We start from the raw sequence: 15,590 nt of genomic DNA on the forward strand, positions 1-15,590 counted from the left end.
GTGTCTAAGAGCAACAAAATTTGCGACAAGGGCCTTAACAAAATAAATCACCTCCCCTAAAAAGGTGATTTCCCTTTATTTAGAAAGACTTATTCTGTATAATTTATATCAGGATAGTCAGAATTGCAAGGTGAATTTTTAGCAATTTATTACAGTGTTTTTTACCCATTAAGAAATAAATGGTGAAGAAAAAATGCTCAATGCTCATAAGCAATATGGAGGTGAATTCATGCAAAAAGAATGGCGATTGTTGGATACAGGGTATCATGATGCAGCGGTCAATATGGCCTTGGATGAATGCTTGATTAACTGGCTTAGTGAAGGCAGGATTCCACCAACACTACGATTTTATGGATGGAAAAAACCAAGTTTATCAATCGGCCATTTTCAAAATGCCGACAAAAAGATTGACTTTCGTGCTGTCGATAAACATGGCTGTCAATTTGTCCGGCGGCTGACTGGCGGCAGCGCTGTACTGCACGATCACGAGCTAACCTATAGTCTTGTGATATCAGAACAAGATCCGGGTATTCCAAAATCAGTGAAAGATGCCTATTACGTTTTATCAAAAGGTGTTTTGGAAGGGTACCGGAATTTGGCTGTCGATGCAGATTATGCTATTCCGGAAAAACGCTTTGAAAGAGAGCGTACAGCCATCTGTTTTGAGGAGCCCGCTTATTATGAAATGGTCGTCGACGGAAAAAAACTATCCGGGAATGCACAAACACGTAAAAATGGTGTGCTGATGCAACATGGATCGATTCCAATGCGTATGGATATAGACATGTTATTCGATCTGTTTCGCTTTCCTTCTGAGAAAAGCAGGCAAAGAAAGCGGGAAGCGTTTCATCATAAGGCTGCTACGATTGATCAATTAACAAATAAACAGCATACGTATGACATGATGACCACAGCTTTCAAGAAAGGGTTTGAATCAGGCTTAAACATTACCTTCGAGCCGCTTGAACTTACTGAAGGTGATTGGGAAGAAGTTTTCCATCTGGCCCGTACAAAATATGAATTAGAAGCTTGGAATTTTCATTCATCAAAGGAGCGTGTAATAAATGGCCAAACAAGCTGAGTACATACGTAAACCGGAGTGGTTAAAAACCAGGATCAACACAAATGAATCCTATCGAAAACTTAAAACTCTCATGCGTGACAACCGATTAAACACAGTTTGTGAAGAAGCAAGATGCCCGAATATTTATGAATGCTGGAGTGAAAGAAAAACAGCTACATTTATGATTTTAGGGGATACGTGTACACGAGGGTGTCGTTTTTGTGCCGTTAAAACGGGACTTCCGAATGAACTGGACTGGGGTGAACCGAAGCGCGTTGCGGATTCTGTTGAAGTAATGGGTTTAAAACACGTGGTTATTACGGCAGTTGCACGAGACGATTTGAATGATGGTGGTGCAGCCGTATTTGCAGAAACCGTTCGTGCCATCCGTAAACAAAATCCCGGTAGTACGATTGAAATTCTTCCCTCAGATATGAAAGGGGATTATGAAAGCCTTCACACATTAATGGATAGTGGACCGGATATTTTTAACCATAATATTGAAACCGTTCGCCGACTGACAAAACGCGTTCGAGCAAAAGCCACCTATGACAGATCGTTACAACTTTTAAAACGTGTTAAAGAAATTGCACCAAATACACCTACGAAATCCAGCATTATGGTTGGCTTAGGCGAAACAAAGGAAGAAATTATTGAGGCAATGGATGACTTATTGGCACACGATGTCAATATTATGACAATCGGACAGTATTTGCAGCCAACTAAAAAACACTTAAATGTCGAACGTTATTATCACCCGGATGAATTCGAGGAATTAAAGGAAATTGCGTTGGAAAAAGGCTTTACACATTGTGAATCAGGGCCACTTGTCAGATCTTCTTACCACGCGGATGAGCAAGTAAACAGCACATCTGCACAGCGCAGAATTCAGTATATGAAAGGCTACGAAGATCAAGAAAATGAAGAAGTGGAATTTAAATTTTAAATCGTCAACTAAACTGCCAGTCATTGTTTAATTTAAAACAAACTGGCAGTTTCTGATTCGATTTAACGTTGCGTTCACTCTGCGAAGTAAATGGCAACCGCTCTTATACGGATGGGCCAGTTGTCATTTTTTAAAGTTGCGGGACATGCTGAAAAGGACGATTCCAATGGCAACATTGAGGGACCTGTCCCCTTCCCCATGAAAGCAAAAACTATACGCATTCTCGCTTTTTTGTTACTCTATGGTAGACAAGAGAAAAGGGAAGGGTTTGTTCCACAAATTTCTGGAGGTGCCATATTGCGTAATGAATTACTTTCGAAATCGGTTGAAGAATTAGCAACGCTCATTGAAACAAAAGCTGTTTCTCCAGTTGACCTGACAAAAGTGGTTTTAGATCACGCCGAAGAGAAAAATGAAGCAATAAATGCCTATCTTCATTTTTCACGAAAACATGCTGAAAAAGCCGCCAAGGATGCTGAAGAAGAAATCCTTAATGGCCAGTACAGAGGCATGTATCACGGCATCCCAATGGCTCTTAAAGATAATTTATACGTTAAAAATGAATTGACCACAATGGGGTCAAAGATCCATAAAGATTTTATCCCGGACGTTGATGCAACCGTCGTCAAAAAGCTAAAAGAAGCTGGCGCCGTTTTAACTGGTAAACTGAATATGCACGAATATGCGTGGGGCATCACAACGAACAACCCGCATTATGGCGCAACAAAAAACCCATGGCATTTAGAGAAAATCCCCGGTGGTTCCAGTGGTGGTTCCGCTGCTGCCGTTGCAGCTGATATGAGTGCTGCTTCATTGGGTACAGATACTGCCGGCTCTATACGAATCCCTGCATCCGCTAGTGGAATTGTCGGCTTAAAACCGACATACGGGAGAGTTAGTAATCACGGTTCTTTCCCACTAGCTTGGTCGCTCGATCATATTGGGCCAATGACAAAAACAGTCAAAGATTCCGCTGGGTTATTAGAAATCATTTCCGGTTACGACAAAAACGACCCGACAACGATTGACCTTCCAGTTGACACGTATACGAAACAATTGACTGGTAATGTAAATGATTTAGTAATCGGTGTGAATGAAGAATATTTCTTCAACCAAATAGATTCCGATATTGATAAACGCGTTCGAGAAAGCATCCAGCGGCTCGTTAACCAAGGTGCTAAAGTAGAAGAAGTGACCATTCCAACACTAAAGCATAGTGAACAACTGCAAATGGTTACAAACTTATCGGAGGCAACCGCCATCCATCATACGAATTTACTAGAAAAAGCGAATGATTTTGGTCATGACATCCCCAATCTTTATGAAATGGATGACCTTCCATCGGTGGTCGATTATTTACAAGCACAACAACTAAGAAAGCAATTGAAGCAGGATTTCCAAAAAGCATTTGAAAAAGTGGATGTACTCATGGCTCCTACCTTACCGATTATGCCACCTAATATCGGTGAAGCATTTGCAGATTTGAATGGTGAGAAAGCAGAACTGGTTAGCAACATTATCCGTTTAACCAGCCCCGGAAATTTAACAGGCCTCCCTGCTCTTACCGTTCCATGCGGCTTTAAGGACGATATGCCAGTGGGTGTTCACATAATGGGACCTGCCTTTAGCGAAGGACTTATTTTAAATACAGGTTACGCAGTAGAACAGACCAATCCATTTAAAGATAGAAAGCCAAATTTATAGGACACAGGTGCATTGCACCGCTACCAATTCCGAAACTGTCAGGGGCAAGATACCTGCCCCTGACAGCAAGGAGGACACATAGGAAAGTACATTATCTTAGAACAAGCGTTGTTAGATAAATTGGCGGAGTGAAAGGGAGTGACGCTTCGGAGAGTGATTACGTCTTTTTTTGATTAAGGGGCATTTTTGGAATAACATTTTTGAAGACTGTTTAAATAAAAAAATGTGACACCATATCCAAGCGAATGATGTCACATTGATGGTATGATTCCGAGTGGGCTCGAACCACCGACCTCATGCCTGTCAAGCATGCGCTCTCCCAGCTGAGCTACGGAATCATGTTTGTTTTATTAACTTATCGACAAATAATAATATATCTGAATTAAGCTATTCTGTCAATAAGTTTTCGTGAATTTTTTTGCCGGGACTTATTTCGTACGAAGGTGGTACCGTTTAATTGTTATTTTCCCCGTTATTCGTGCTGTCTGTTCCGATATCAATTATTAGTGAATAATCCTCATCACGGGCGGCGGCATAGAAAACCTTATTTATGTCAGGGAAACCTGTTTTCGCCAATTCATGTTTTAACCATTGTTCGTTCATATTGAGCAGCTGTAAATTCTGCTGCTGGATTTCCCCTTCAATAATCACAGATATTGGCAGTCCCCGATGTTTTGTCTCAATACTTAGTTGATCAGGCGTTACAGGAGCTGTTTCCTGTTTTGGCACAACGCTTAAGCCGCCACTTGGTTCGATAAAGGCAAAATCAATACATGCGATATCGGGATAACCTTTTTCACGTAGTTCAGATAATAGCTCAGTCAACGTAAAATGTGACTTTTTTAAATTATGTTGCATGATTTTTCCATATTTCACAACGGTCGTTGGTTGCCCGATAAAAATTGTCTTTAGTCGATTGAACAGCATAAGCTTGGAAAATCCGACATGGACAACGCCGATAACCGCCATTCCTGTGATCGTATAAACGAAGTTAGGCGTCACAACCGGTCCTGTCGCAAGCGAAATTACAAAAAAGATACCAGCCAGATCATGTGCTGTCAATTGAGCAAACGCGGATTTTCCCATCAATCTTATAATGACAATGATGATGAAATATAACAGAACCGTTTTACCGATAAACAATAGCATCTCTGTGCCTCACCCTTGAAATTACTTTAGTCCTATTATCTACTTGTCCCATCGAAATATGAAGCTCCGGTCTTATTTTGGCCCAAGTTGTCACAAAGCCGTTACGTTTACAAATTCCTCACTGAAATGGTCACACCAGTTAGTGACCGAAAAGCGGATCGCTGGCTAGTTCAAAACGTTCAAATTACTTCTGCTTCCGAAATATATTCTTGGCTAATTGGGCGTTAACCATTATAATAAAAGGACAATTGCCAAAATTCATCGGAGGTCTCCAGCTTGAGGCATGTTCTATCCTTTCTGAAACCATATAAAATACCAATTACAATCGCTTATGCCCTTACCTTAGTTGAACTGATGGTCGAGCTTTTGCTGCCATTTTTTCTCGGAAAAATGATCAATGACGGGGTTGTGAACCAAGACCTTCAGAATATTGTAATGTGGGGCGGTATCATGATTGCGATGGCGTTCATGGCGTTTGTTGCTGGCATTTTCAACTCGTTTTATGCCGCCCACACAGGGCTTGGGTTTGCCTACGATATCCGCAGACAGCTTTTTCGCAAAATACAGGATTTCTCATTTGCGAACCTGAATCAGTATCCAACATCCGGCCTTGTCACGCGTTTCTCCAATGATGTTCGCCAGCTGCAGAATACGATATTCATGGCACTGAGGATTATGACCAAAGCCCCTTTAATTGCGATTGGCGGCGTGATCATGGCCTTTATCGTTAGTCCGCGCCTTGCTTTAATTTTTCTGGTGACGGTCCCGCTTATGGTCGGATTCATTTTATGGGTACTGAAAATGGCAACACGATTATTCGATCACGTCCAACGCAATGTGGATCATGTCAACCAGGTGATGCAGGAGAATCTAACCGGTATGAGACTGATCAAGGCGTTTGTACGGCGGGATCATGAAGAAAGCCGGTTTATGGGTGCCAATGAGAATCTAGCCAATATGATGCGGAAAACATTCCGGTTCATCGAAACATCGATGCCGATTTTACTGTTCGTGATGAATTTGAGTTTGATTTTTATCATCTGGCACGGGAATACGCTGGCCATTTCCGGTGAAACCAATACCGGGGATGTCGTAGCGGTTGTCAATTATGCCATGCGTGTGGCGATGGCTATTTCCATGTTTACGTTCATCATTATGGGTTTCTCCCGCGCCAAAGCATCTGCTGAACGACTAGATCAGGTGCTTCGGGTCAGGACCGATGTGGCTGATAACGTTCATGCAAACAACGAAACGATCGTTCAGGAAGGAAAAATAACGTTTGACCATGTCTCATTCGCTTATCCGAACATGCCGGAAAACGCCCTATCCGACATTTCGTTTACCGTCCGTCCAGGTGAAAAATTGGCCATTATGGGTGCCACCGGTTCAGGTAAAACATCCTTGTTCCAGCTGCTGCCAAACTTGTATGATTCAAACGACGGGAACATCTCGATCGATGACCGGCCAATCAGTACCTTTAAGCTGGACAATTTGCGGCAGAGCATCGGCTATGTTCCGCAAAATCCGCTTCTATTCACCGGTACTGTCACGGACAATATCGCTTGGGGAAAAGAAAATGCTTCTCGGGATGACGTTATCCGGGCGGCAACAGATGCCCAGATCCATGAGACGATCATGGACTTGCCGGATCAATATGAAACCAAAATCGGACAGAAAGGCGTTAATTTGTCCGGCGGGCAGAAACAGCGGATTTCCATTGCTAGAGCATTGATTCGGAAGCCCAAAATCCTGATGCTTGATGACAGCACAAGTGCGCTTGACCTAGGAACGGAAGCAAAGCTGCTGGATGCGATCAAAGACTACCACTGCACGACGCTCATCATCACCCAAAAGATTGCCACGGCAACGCGCACTGACCGGATCCTGTTGCTCGATTATGGGAGAATATTAGCGAGCGGCACACATGAGGAGTTGCTGCGCGACTCTGACCTTTACCGGCAGATTGTGGCTTCACAGTTTGGAGAGGAGTATACGCATGCGAACGGCACCTTTTAAGCGCCCTTTTCAATACGACAAAATACCGATTGATGATCTCCGCTTACAGCAGGAACGGGACAAAACAAACCGGGCCCGTAATACAGCCGGCACGGTTAAGCGGATCTGGTCGTATTTGGCACGACAAAAAGGCACACTCCTGCTGGTCATCCTGATGGTGCTAATCAGTTCAGCTATGAGTCTGGCAGGTCCCTTTATGGTCGGGATGGCCGTTGATGACTTCATTGTGACGCAGGAACCATCCGGGCTTGGTATGCTGCTTGTCTGGCTGCTGATCATTTATATTTTGCATTCATTGTCACTCTTCTTGCAGAACTATTGGATGGTCGGTATCGCCCAAAATACCGTCTATTCACTGCGGGAAGAGTTGTTCCAGCAATTTCACCGGCTACCGATATCATTTTTCGATAAGCGTCAGCACGGCGAACTGATGAGCCGGATCACCAATGATATTGATAATATAAATAATACGTTGAATCAATCCGTTATCCAGATTTTCACCAGTGTCCTAACGCTTGTTGGAACTGTCGTAGTCATGCTGCTGCTGAGTCCCCTACTGACATTGATAACAATGGCTACTATCCCGGTGATGTTTATGGCGATTCGCTGGATTACAAAAAGGACTGGGCCGTTGTACAAATTGCAACAACACCATTTAGGTGAATTGAACGGGTATGTGGAAGAAACGGTTTCCGGTCAGCATATCATCAAAACGTTTTCCCAGGAAGAACGTGTGATAGGTGAATTTCAGGAACGCAATGAGAACTTACAGCATTCCGGGTTCTGGGCTCAAGTTTTTGCCGGGTTCATCCCGAAAGTCATGAACATGCTGAACTTTTTAAGTTTCGGCTTGATCGGGCTTGCCGGTGGGATTCTCGCCATTCAGGACGTCATTACCGTCGGGGTAATTGTCATATTTACTGAATATGCCCGGCAGTTCACCCGACCGCTCAATGAATTATCCAACCAGTTTAATATTTTGCTGTCAGCGGTCGCTGGTGCTGAACGTGTTTTTAACATTATTGACACGAAACAGGAAGAAACTGACGAGAAGGACGCGCTTACACTAGATGGGACGCAAGGTCACTTCGAATTCGACCATGTGTCGTTTGCCTATGAGAAAACACCGATCTTAAAAGGGATCAGCTTTACGGCTGAGCCGGGTCAGACAGTCGCTTTTGTCGGTCATACCGGTGCCGGTAAGACGACCATTATCAATCTGATTTCACGCTTCTATAACTATGACAACGGCGTCATCAAACTGGACGGAGTTGATCTAAAACATATCCGCCGAAGCAGTCTGCGCCGTCACATGGCGTTTGTGCTGCAGGATGCTTTTCTGTTCCACGCCACCATCAGGGAAAATATTCGCTATGGGCGGCTTGATGCAACAGATGACGCTATTATGGAAGCGGCAAAGGACGCCAATGTACATGATTTCATCAAGCGGCTGCCGAATGGCTATGACACGATGCTTGATCAGTCCGGCAGCGGGATCAGCCAGGGGCAAAAACAGCTGATTACCATTGCCCGGGCAATATTGGCTGACCCTTCCATTCTGATTTTGGATGAGGCAACTAGCAATATTGATACGGTGACCGAGCTGAAGATCCAGGATGCGCTGAAACGGCTGATGAAGGGCAGAACAAGCTTTGTCATCGCCCACCGGCTTAACACCATTCAAGAAGCGGACAAAATTATTATGCTGGAACACGGCGAAATCGTTGAGCAGGGATCGCATGAAGCACTGATCGCAAGTCGTGGACGCTATTACGCTCTTCATCAGCAGCAGTTGAAAGAGCACGCATAGAACAGCATGTTAATTTATGGTAAACTGTAGGCAGCGGTTTACCATCTCCCGGCCCAGGGTACCCACTATATGGATATAAACGAGGTGTTCATCATCGGACGCAAAGGAACCATGACCGAAAAGCAAATCAATAGCCGCTATTTGCAAGAAACGATGACGTTGAAAATGTATCAGCCCGAATCTTTTTCACCACTTTATAACTACCAGTTTTGTATCATGCAGGATGGAAATGATTATTATCAGCTGGGACGTGCCGCGACATGGAGCGATCAGCTGCATGATAATGGTGACATGTCTAATACGATTTTAGTCGGGATCCATTACAAGGATAAATTTGACCGCCGGGAAAAATACCATCCGGATGGTCGGCAGCGTCTAGCATACAGCAAGTTTCTCGCCCATGAAGTTGCCCCCTTTCTTGATAACGTCTTCCCTGCGTATCATATGGCGCAATCGCGAGCGCTCGCTGGCGACTCATTGGCAGGTACACAGGCATTGATGACCGCATTAACCTATCCGCATACATTTGGAAAGGTGATCATGCAATCGCCCTATGTGGATGAATCCGTGCAGCAGGCCGTAAATGAAGCAAAGGCCATTCATGCCATCACCATTTATCATACAATCGGCACTGACGAGACAGCTGTGGAGACGACAGACGGCGGAAAAAAAGATTTTCTTACACCCAACCGTGAACTGCATGACCTTCTGCAGAATAAAAATGCCGATTACACCTACCATGAACTGGAAGATGGCCGACATACGTGGCAATACTGGCAACATGATTTAAGACACGCGTTCACCAGTCTATTTGGCCCAATTTAAAATTTTTCTACATTTAATTTCCCTATTGAATTCAATTTTTGTTATAATGGAAGGTATACTTAAAACAACAGTCAGCACAGCTATTATAAAAGAGGAGGTTTTTATCATGAAATATGGCATTGTCATTTTTCCATCGAAGCCGGTTCAGGATGAAATCAATTCATACAGAAAACGCTATGACCCCCACTACGCAATGATTCCACCTCACCTAACATTGAAAGAAGCATTCGAAGTGGATGATGCTAAAATTACTGAGCTGATAACAGAACTAAAGCATATCGCTAATGAGACAGAACCATTTGATCTGGCCGTCAATAAGGTAAGCACATTCGCGCCGGTTACCAACACCATTTATTTAAAAGTTGAACCGATCCAGCAATTGTATGACCTGGCTGAGAAAATGCAATCAGGGAAATTCCCGGCGAATCAGATGTATTCGTATGTCCCGCATATTACCATTGCTCAAAAGCTTTCACAAGATGAGTATTCAGATGTTTATGGCAGCCTCAGCATGAAAGATACTCGACTTGAAGATCAGATCGACCGTTTCCACCTTGTTTATCAGCTCGATAATGGTATATGGACCGTTTATGAATCCTTCGTGTTTGGCAAGGAATATGTATGAACATTAAAGTCGTCGAAACACCGGAAGAAAAACAACACGCTTTCGAGGTCCGTACAACGGTATTTGTGGACGAGCAAAATGTGCCACCGGAAGTGGAGATAGACACGTATGACGGGCAGGCCATCCATTTGATCGGATATGAAGATGGTTTACCTATTGCTGCCTCCCGTGTCCGATTTGTCGATAGCTTCGGCAAATTGGAACGGATTTGTGTCCTCAAAAGTCAACGCGGAAAATCCCATGGTGCCAACATGATTCAGGCAATGGAAACCATTATCAGCAACAAAGGTTATACAACGGCCAAATTAAATGCTCAGACACATGCTATCAATTTTTACCAACGACTAGGTTACGACGTTGTATCAGAGGAATTTATGGATGCGGGCATCCCACATGTAACGATGACCAAACAGCTGGAATGAAAGGGTATCCTGTTTTTTACAACGGATACCCTTTTTTGTGATACGTATTTCCCAATAGACATCCCCTTATTCTAACTGCATGACAAGTCAATCAAGCGGTTATGCTATACAGAGATGAAAGGGGGAATAACCATTGAAAGAATACCTGCTGATGTTTGGTGATACTGTCTTTGGGTTTATTGCCTTATTTGTGCTGGTTAAAGCTCTCGGAAAAACACAAATCTCCTCTTTAACGCCATTTGACTTTATATCAGCTGTCATATTAGGGGAACTTGTTGGTAATGCCCTGTTTGAAAAAGAATCAGGCATACCGGAGATCGCCTTTTTAGTCGCTTTATGGGGCATATTACTATACATCACAGAAATCACCACCCAAAAATACAAAGGGAGTCGGGCACTCCTGGAAGGTCGGCCATCGATTGTTATTCATAAAGGACTTCTTATGTTTGATGTCCTCAAACAAAATCGTCTGGACATTAATGAGCTGCAGCACTTGCTTCGTTCCAAGGATGTCTTTTCAGTTGAGGAAGTGGAATATGCTGTTCTCGAAGTGGATGGCACGATATCCGTGCTGAAAAAACCGGACTATCAGACACCAACCAATTCAGACCTCAACGTCTCGCCTACGCCTGTTAAAATCGGCAGGACCATCATCAGTGACGGTGAAGTCGTGTGGGATAACCTGAAAGAAGCGAAATTAACCAAAACATGGCTGGAAGAAGAATTGCATAGACAAAATGTTCAGTCCGTTGAAGATGTTTTTTACGCTGAATGGCAGGAAAATCAGCAGAAATTGTTTGTCACGCTTTACCATAATCAACAAAAAAAAGAATGAAAATGAGGGCTGTCAACCCGGCAGTCCTCATTTTTTGCTTTCCGCTTCTTAAACGCTGCTGCTGAAATGCCGCCCTGTTCCTGTCACTTCCGCGTATATGGTTTCCGGGTCCGGGCGTTTGACTCCGGTCAGTCCCACGCCCCGCCTTGTGTTAGTCCTTACCGCTGCCTCGTTTAAGGCACGACTGTGATAATTGGCTTCCATGATCGTCCTGTATGGTTTCTCGATGTGAAAAGGATCCTGTTGCGCTTTAACGGTACGTTTTTGATAATCACGGTACTGATACTGCGTAACTGGTAACAGATAGCCCATAGCCGTCCCTCCCATTTTCACATCACAAAGGATTGTTTACTCATCTATACCCATATTTACTGATAATTATTCCATGATTTTTTTAAATTTTGCCATGACATCTTCAAACGTCGCTATACCTGATAAAAATTCCTTGTTCCAGTCCTGCATGTCGTCATCAAAGGTTTTCATCTGCTTTTCAATGCGGCTGATACCTTTCTCTGCATGGTCTTCCATCCTTTGGAATATTCGCGTTAATTGGGTTTCCACGTCAGCACCCCTCCTTCCCAACAGGCAACAGAAACGTTCGCATAATCATTAAAAGAAAAAGACAGCCCTGTTTAGCTGCCTGACATGATCATGTGATCTAAAACCATGGGAATCGTCTTCTCTCCCCTCTTTCACCGGAGCTTTCTTTGGCATCTGAGGATTCTTTTTCGGATGATTCGTTATCATATGATGCTTCATCGGTTGATTCTCCATATCGTTCCATTCCCCAACCCGGACGTGGTCCAAAAAATGGGTCTCTGCGGGGACGGCGGGGCTCTATGTGAACATTATCCGCTTTTATGACTAAATCCTTTACATGAATCACTTTTTTATGATCGGACATGACGTTAACACTCCTTATAAATTGTAATCATCATCGGTATTAGTCTATGTCCCCCATTTCCAGGAAGTATGGACGAATGTCCCAGTAAGCGTAAAGTTTTCCCCAGTGTTGCTTAAAACATCCGCACACCCGGCTTTTGGCGATGGTTTAAACATTTGCCCTGAAAATTTTGCCTGATACCAGACAAGCGCCCACACCATATACCCAGCAGCACATACTCTGTTAGAGACATCAGGTCAATACAAACAAAGGAAGGGGTAATAATTCATGGGTTGTGGAAAAGAATATCATTCAGGTAATTGTGTCTGTGATATTTTAAAGGAAATTGTTGAGGCGCAAAATGATGTTGTTGAGAACTGCTGCTCCACCAGCTGCGAACAGTCAATTAGCGATTTGCTTGGAGATACAGATGCAAGCAACGGCCTTGACACCGTACCAGTGATCCTCTATTGCAAGGAAGGATGCGAACCATTTAAAGGGTTCGGCGCGAATCCGGATAACATCGGTGAAATGACATCCAGCTTTTACTTCCGTGTTAAGCGAGTAGACGATGATTGCTGTGCAGTGGTTGAACTGTTGCGCGATCCACATGATGATGACGACACGCCAAAAGATCCTGTTCACCAGTACACAAAGCATCTATGTGCTACAGGTATCTGCATCACCGTCGACCTGAACTGCTTCTGCCACGTAACATGCTTGCCAGCAGTCAACGCATTCAACTAAGTGAAAAAACACTGAAAAGGTGCTCCGGTGTCCCCGGAGCACCTTTTTTTGTAAGATAAGCAAGTATAAAATGTTGGACGACGTTTTCAATACCGAAATCGGCTAACGCGCCGATTTCTTCAAGTCTGACTTCCGGTCTCTGACCTTTGGAAAGACGAGGCGGAAACCGCGTTTTTCTTACGGCTGGATTTCATTTGACCTTATCCATTAACTAGAACCCGATCAGGCGTATCTCCTTAATCGTCTCAAACGGAATTTCGGTTGGTGTTGTTCGTCTCCCGACACGCATATAAACGTTATTATCCTGGTAATCGACAATCTTTCCGCGATAATTGCGTTCCGCCGTTTTAATTTCAGCCCGCAAGACCGGGACATGGTCGGGTGCATTCAGAAAATAATCGATGCGTTCTTCCAAATTCATATCTTTAAACTTTTTACGCTCCTGATTATTTTCCATGTCTACATCAGCTTGCTGATCAGCATCAGAGCTCTCCCCTCTTGATTCAGCATCCTTCTCCACCTCATCATGTATCGTCTGCTTATGATTAAAAAAATTCCGATTGACGTGCTGCTTTTTGACCTTGTCGGTACCGGTATGATTGTGTTGTTTTTTCGGTGTTTTATAATGGCTCTGCATCGATGCCTTTGGTGCCCGGATACCCGGCTGCTGAATGTAGAGTAATGGACTTTTGGCCATGTTTTTCTCACGCATTTAGATCCGCTCCTTTATTAAACCATTCGTCAACCCATTATATGAGCCCTGATTTAAATGTGTGTCTGCCTAATCCAGAAGTCGGAAGTCAGAGATCAGAAACCGGTCGTACCGATTAGGGGATATCGGCGAGAAGCCGATGTCGATATTCAGACGTACGGCAATCTAGGTCAAATACTGCATGAAAGCTGTTGCCAGCCCGAAATAAATTAAAATAGAAATAATATCATTGATTGTCGTGATGAATGGCCCTGAAGCGACGGCCGGATCAATCTTCAGTTTGTGCATAATCATGGGAACAAGTGCCCCTGCCAATGTTGCCACTACCAATGTCACCATAATGGAAAACCCGACCAGAAGTCCAAGGTAAATGTCATCCTGCCAGAAAAACACAATCGTTGTTAATAGAGCACCACAGACTACCCCATTAATTAATCCGGTCGCAGCTTCACGGACCATGAGCTTCATTTTCCCTTGTTGACCATAGTCACCTGTTGACAGCCCACGAACAGCAACTGCTAGGGCTTGTGTTCCCGTGTTACCGGCCATCCCGGCAAGTAGCGGAATAAAAATAGCGAGAACAGCGACTTGTTCGAGGGCATCTTCAAATTGTCCAATCAAACTAGCGGTCAGCATGCCTAAGAATAAAAGGATAATAAGCCAAGGCAGCCGTTTTTTTGCCGAGATGAGTGCACTGTCTTTCGGCCGGTCCACATCGGCTACACCTGCCAGCTTGGAGTAATCGTCACTGGCTTCTTCGTCCATAACATCCAATATATCATCAACTGTTATAATCCCAAGCAAATGATTTTGGAAATCCACAACAGGGAGTGCCAGAAAATCATAGTCGCGAATCATCTGAGCAACGTCTTCCTGATCTTTTGCCACCGATACAGACAGGACTTTTTCACTCATGAGATCGGAAACCTGTACGTCCTGATCAGCCACAATCAGATCACGTAATGACACAACGCCGACAAGATGCTTATCCTCATCAACCACATATAAATAATAAATCGTTTCAGCTTCTGGTGCTTCAGCTTTTAGATACTGCATCGTCTCTTGGACTGTTTTCGACTGATAAACGGCCACAAATTCGGTCGTCATGATACTGCCGGCTGTCTTTTCTTCGTAATGAAGCAGTTCTTTAATTTCATCAGCATTTTTATTATCCATGATAGTCAGCAAGCTGACGACAACATCTTTTTCCAGTTCATTCAGAATATCAACCGCATCATCCGTGGCCATTTCGGCAATGACCATGGCCGCAAAGCGCGGGTCCATTTCCGTAAACAGCGGCTTGATATCATCCGCTTCAATATGTTCTATGAAATTTGCTGTTTCTTCCGGTGACAAATATGTATAAATCTGTAATCGTATCGCTTTTGGCTGCTGTATGAAAAACAATGCCTGATCATATGGATGCCTATCAAGAAACCCTTCACGAAACAATGCCATTTGATCGTTCGTGACAAGTGTCTGTAAGTCATCCCAGATAAAGGGTTCTATGTTGTTATTTTCCATATGAACACATCCTTTCAAATAGTATTATTATAGCATGCTGTTTGTTTTTTTCACCAGAATACTTAATTTATCGATTGTTTTCGTGTAAACTGAATATATATCGGCTTTATAGAGGTTGTTCAAAAAGTCCGGTAAAAATGACACATCGAATAGGGGACCTTCGACTAAATACCGACACGTCCTGTGGGCAACTGCAGAAGTCACCACATCCTGTGGAAGCCCGCTCCTTGGAAAAGAAAACCACTTTTCCTGCGTGCGATGCGATTTCAGTGAAGCTTTTCTTGTGCTCGAAACGGCGCCGCCTCGAACTTTCGACGCACAGGACGTGC

16 protein-coding genes and 1 tRNA gene are annotated in these 15,590 nt (G+C 43.8%); 10 read left to right on the top strand and 7 right to left on the bottom strand.

What is annotated here, in order from left to right; all coding sequences use genetic code 11:
• Positions 1-229: 229 nt before the first annotated feature.
• The 3 genes from ACFQ4A_RS00410 to ACFQ4A_RS00420 all read left to right on the top strand — a co-directional run bounded on the left by ACFQ4A_RS00410 (position 230) and on the right by ACFQ4A_RS00420 (position 3,713).
• Positions 230-1,081, top strand: coding sequence for a lipoate--protein ligase family protein (locus ACFQ4A_RS00410; protein WP_382396849.1), 852 nt, complete (start codon positions 230-232; stop codon positions 1,079-1,081).
• Positions 1,065-2,009 (top strand): lipoyl synthase, encoded by a 945-nt coding sequence (lipA, locus tag ACFQ4A_RS00415; RefSeq protein ID WP_382396851.1) that lies wholly within the window; start codon positions 1,065-1,067, stop codon positions 2,007-2,009. The genes ACFQ4A_RS00410 and lipA overlap by 17 nt, the downstream gene beginning before the upstream one ends.
• A gap of 297 nt (positions 2,010-2,306) precedes the next feature.
• Complete coding sequence (locus ACFQ4A_RS00420) at positions 2,307-3,713, top strand: amidase (RefSeq protein ID WP_382396852.1); 1,407 nt, start codon at positions 2,307-2,309, stop codon at positions 3,711-3,713.
• A gap of 265 nt (positions 3,714-3,978) precedes the next feature.
• Here the strand turns inward: ACFQ4A_RS00420 and ACFQ4A_RS00425 are convergent.
• Positions 3,979-4,051: transfer RNA gene (locus ACFQ4A_RS00425), tRNA-Val, on the bottom strand.
• A 115-nt stretch (positions 4,052-4,166) separates the two neighbouring features.
• Complete coding sequence (locus ACFQ4A_RS00430) at positions 4,167-4,862, bottom strand: DUF421 domain-containing protein (protein WP_382396853.1); 696 nt, start codon at positions 4,860-4,862, stop codon at positions 4,167-4,169.
• Between the two features lie 276 nt (positions 4,863-5,138).
• Here ACFQ4A_RS00430 and ACFQ4A_RS00435 point away from each other — a divergent pair, with 276 nt between their 5' ends.
• The 6 genes from ACFQ4A_RS00435 (at position 5,139) to ACFQ4A_RS00460 (ending at position 11,395) form a co-directional block, all read left to right on the top strand.
• Positions 5,139-6,878 carry an ABC transporter ATP-binding protein gene (locus tag ACFQ4A_RS00435; protein WP_382396854.1) on the top strand — a complete coding sequence of 580 codons (1,740 nt, stop codon included), beginning with the start codon at positions 5,139-5,141 and terminating at the stop codon, positions 6,876-6,878.
• Positions 6,859-8,688, top strand: a complete 1,830-nt coding sequence (locus tag ACFQ4A_RS00440; protein WP_382396855.1) for an ABC transporter ATP-binding protein — start codon at positions 6,859-6,861, stop codon at positions 8,686-8,688. The genes ACFQ4A_RS00435 and ACFQ4A_RS00440 overlap by 20 nt, the downstream gene beginning before the upstream one ends.
• Positions 8,689-8,757: 69 nt before the next feature.
• A complete protein-coding gene (locus ACFQ4A_RS00445) occupies positions 8,758-9,513 on the top strand; it encodes an alpha/beta hydrolase (RefSeq protein ID WP_382396856.1) in 756 nt (251 codons plus the stop codon).
• Positions 9,514-9,619: 106 nt separating this feature from the next.
• Positions 9,620-10,138 carry a YjcG family protein gene (locus tag ACFQ4A_RS00450; RefSeq protein ID WP_382396857.1) on the top strand — a complete coding sequence of 173 codons (519 nt, stop codon included), beginning with the start codon at positions 9,620-9,622 and terminating at the stop codon, positions 10,136-10,138.
• Complete coding sequence (locus tag ACFQ4A_RS00455) at positions 10,135-10,560, top strand: GNAT family N-acetyltransferase (protein WP_382396858.1); 426 nt, start codon at positions 10,135-10,137, stop codon at positions 10,558-10,560. Before ACFQ4A_RS00450 ends, ACFQ4A_RS00455 begins: the two co-directional genes overlap by 4 nt.
• Positions 10,561-10,693: 133 nt before the next feature.
• Positions 10,694-11,395, top strand: coding sequence for a DUF421 domain-containing protein (locus ACFQ4A_RS00460; RefSeq protein WP_382396859.1), 702 nt, complete (start codon positions 10,694-10,696; stop codon positions 11,393-11,395).
• Between the two features lie 48 nt (positions 11,396-11,443).
• On the opposite strand, the gene ACFQ4A_RS00465 is transcribed toward ACFQ4A_RS00460, so the two are convergent.
• From ACFQ4A_RS00465 to ACFQ4A_RS00475, 3 genes are all read right to left on the bottom strand, one after another.
• Complete coding sequence (locus ACFQ4A_RS00465) at positions 11,444-11,707, bottom strand: hypothetical protein (protein ID WP_382396860.1); 264 nt, start codon at positions 11,705-11,707, stop codon at positions 11,444-11,446.
• 66 nt (positions 11,708-11,773) lie between these two features.
• Positions 11,774-11,956 carry a hypothetical protein gene (locus ACFQ4A_RS00470; RefSeq protein WP_382396861.1) on the bottom strand — a complete coding sequence of 61 codons (183 nt, stop codon included), beginning with the start codon at positions 11,954-11,956 and terminating at the stop codon, positions 11,774-11,776.
• A gap of 97 nt (positions 11,957-12,053) precedes the next feature.
• Positions 12,054-12,299, bottom strand: coding sequence for a hypothetical protein (locus ACFQ4A_RS00475; protein WP_382396862.1), 246 nt, complete (start codon positions 12,297-12,299; stop codon positions 12,054-12,056).
• A 267-nt stretch (positions 12,300-12,566) separates the two neighbouring features.
• Here ACFQ4A_RS00475 and ACFQ4A_RS00480 point away from each other — a divergent pair, with 267 nt between their 5' ends.
• A complete protein-coding gene (locus ACFQ4A_RS00480) occupies positions 12,567-13,025 on the top strand; it encodes a CotY/CotZ family spore coat protein (protein WP_382396863.1) in 459 nt (152 codons plus the stop codon).
• A gap of 211 nt (positions 13,026-13,236) precedes the next feature.
• Here the strand turns inward: ACFQ4A_RS00480 and ACFQ4A_RS00485 are convergent, their stop codons facing one another.
• Both ACFQ4A_RS00485 and mgtE read right to left on the bottom strand, forming a co-directional pair.
• Positions 13,237-13,737: a CotO family spore coat protein gene (locus tag ACFQ4A_RS00485; protein WP_382396864.1), complete on the bottom strand. Its 501-nt coding sequence runs from the start codon at positions 13,735-13,737 to the stop codon at positions 13,237-13,239.
• Between the two features lie 165 nt (positions 13,738-13,902).
• Complete coding sequence (gene mgtE, locus ACFQ4A_RS00490; protein ID WP_382396865.1) at positions 13,903-15,261, bottom strand: magnesium transporter; 1,359 nt, start codon at positions 15,259-15,261, stop codon at positions 13,903-13,905.
• Positions 15,262-15,590 lie beyond the last annotated feature (329 nt).

The sequence above is a fragment of the Lentibacillus salinarum genome, from assembly GCF_042679865.1.
Lineage (GTDB): Bacteria > Bacillota > Bacilli > Bacillales > Amphibacillaceae > Lentibacillus > Lentibacillus salinarum.

Coding starts and splice junctions, on each gene's coding strand:
- ACFQ4A_RS00455 (WP_382396858.1), top strand. CDS start 10,135: ATGAACATTAAAGTCGTCGAAACACCGGAAGAAAAACAACACGCTTTC.
- ACFQ4A_RS00480 (WP_382396863.1), top strand. CDS start 12,567: ATGGGTTGTGGAAAAGAATATCATTCAGGTAATTGTGTCTGTGATATT.
- ACFQ4A_RS00485 (WP_382396864.1), bottom strand. CDS start 13,737: ATGCGTGAGAAAAACATGGCCAAAAGTCCATTACTCTACATTCAGCAG.
- ACFQ4A_RS00430 (WP_382396853.1), bottom strand. CDS start 4,862: ATGCTATTGTTTATCGGTAAAACGGTTCTGTTATATTTCATCATCATT.
- ACFQ4A_RS00445 (WP_382396856.1), top strand. CDS start 8,758: ATGGATATAAACGAGGTGTTCATCATCGGACGCAAAGGAACCATGACC.
- ACFQ4A_RS00450 (WP_382396857.1), top strand. CDS start 9,620: ATGAAATATGGCATTGTCATTTTTCCATCGAAGCCGGTTCAGGATGAA.
- ACFQ4A_RS00475 (WP_382396862.1), bottom strand. CDS start 12,299: ATGTCCGATCATAAAAAAGTGATTCATGTAAAGGATTTAGTCATAAAA.
- lipA (WP_382396851.1), top strand. CDS start 1,065: ATGGCCAAACAAGCTGAGTACATACGTAAACCGGAGTGGTTAAAAACC.
- mgtE (WP_382396865.1), bottom strand. CDS start 15,261: ATGGAAAATAACAACATAGAACCCTTTATCTGGGATGACTTACAGACA.
- ACFQ4A_RS00440 (WP_382396855.1), top strand. CDS start 6,859: ATGCGAACGGCACCTTTTAAGCGCCCTTTTCAATACGACAAAATACCG.
- ACFQ4A_RS00465 (WP_382396860.1), bottom strand. CDS start 11,707: ATGGGCTATCTGTTACCAGTTACGCAGTATCAGTACCGTGATTATCAA.
- ACFQ4A_RS00410 (WP_382396849.1), top strand. CDS start 230: ATGCAAAAAGAATGGCGATTGTTGGATACAGGGTATCATGATGCAGCG.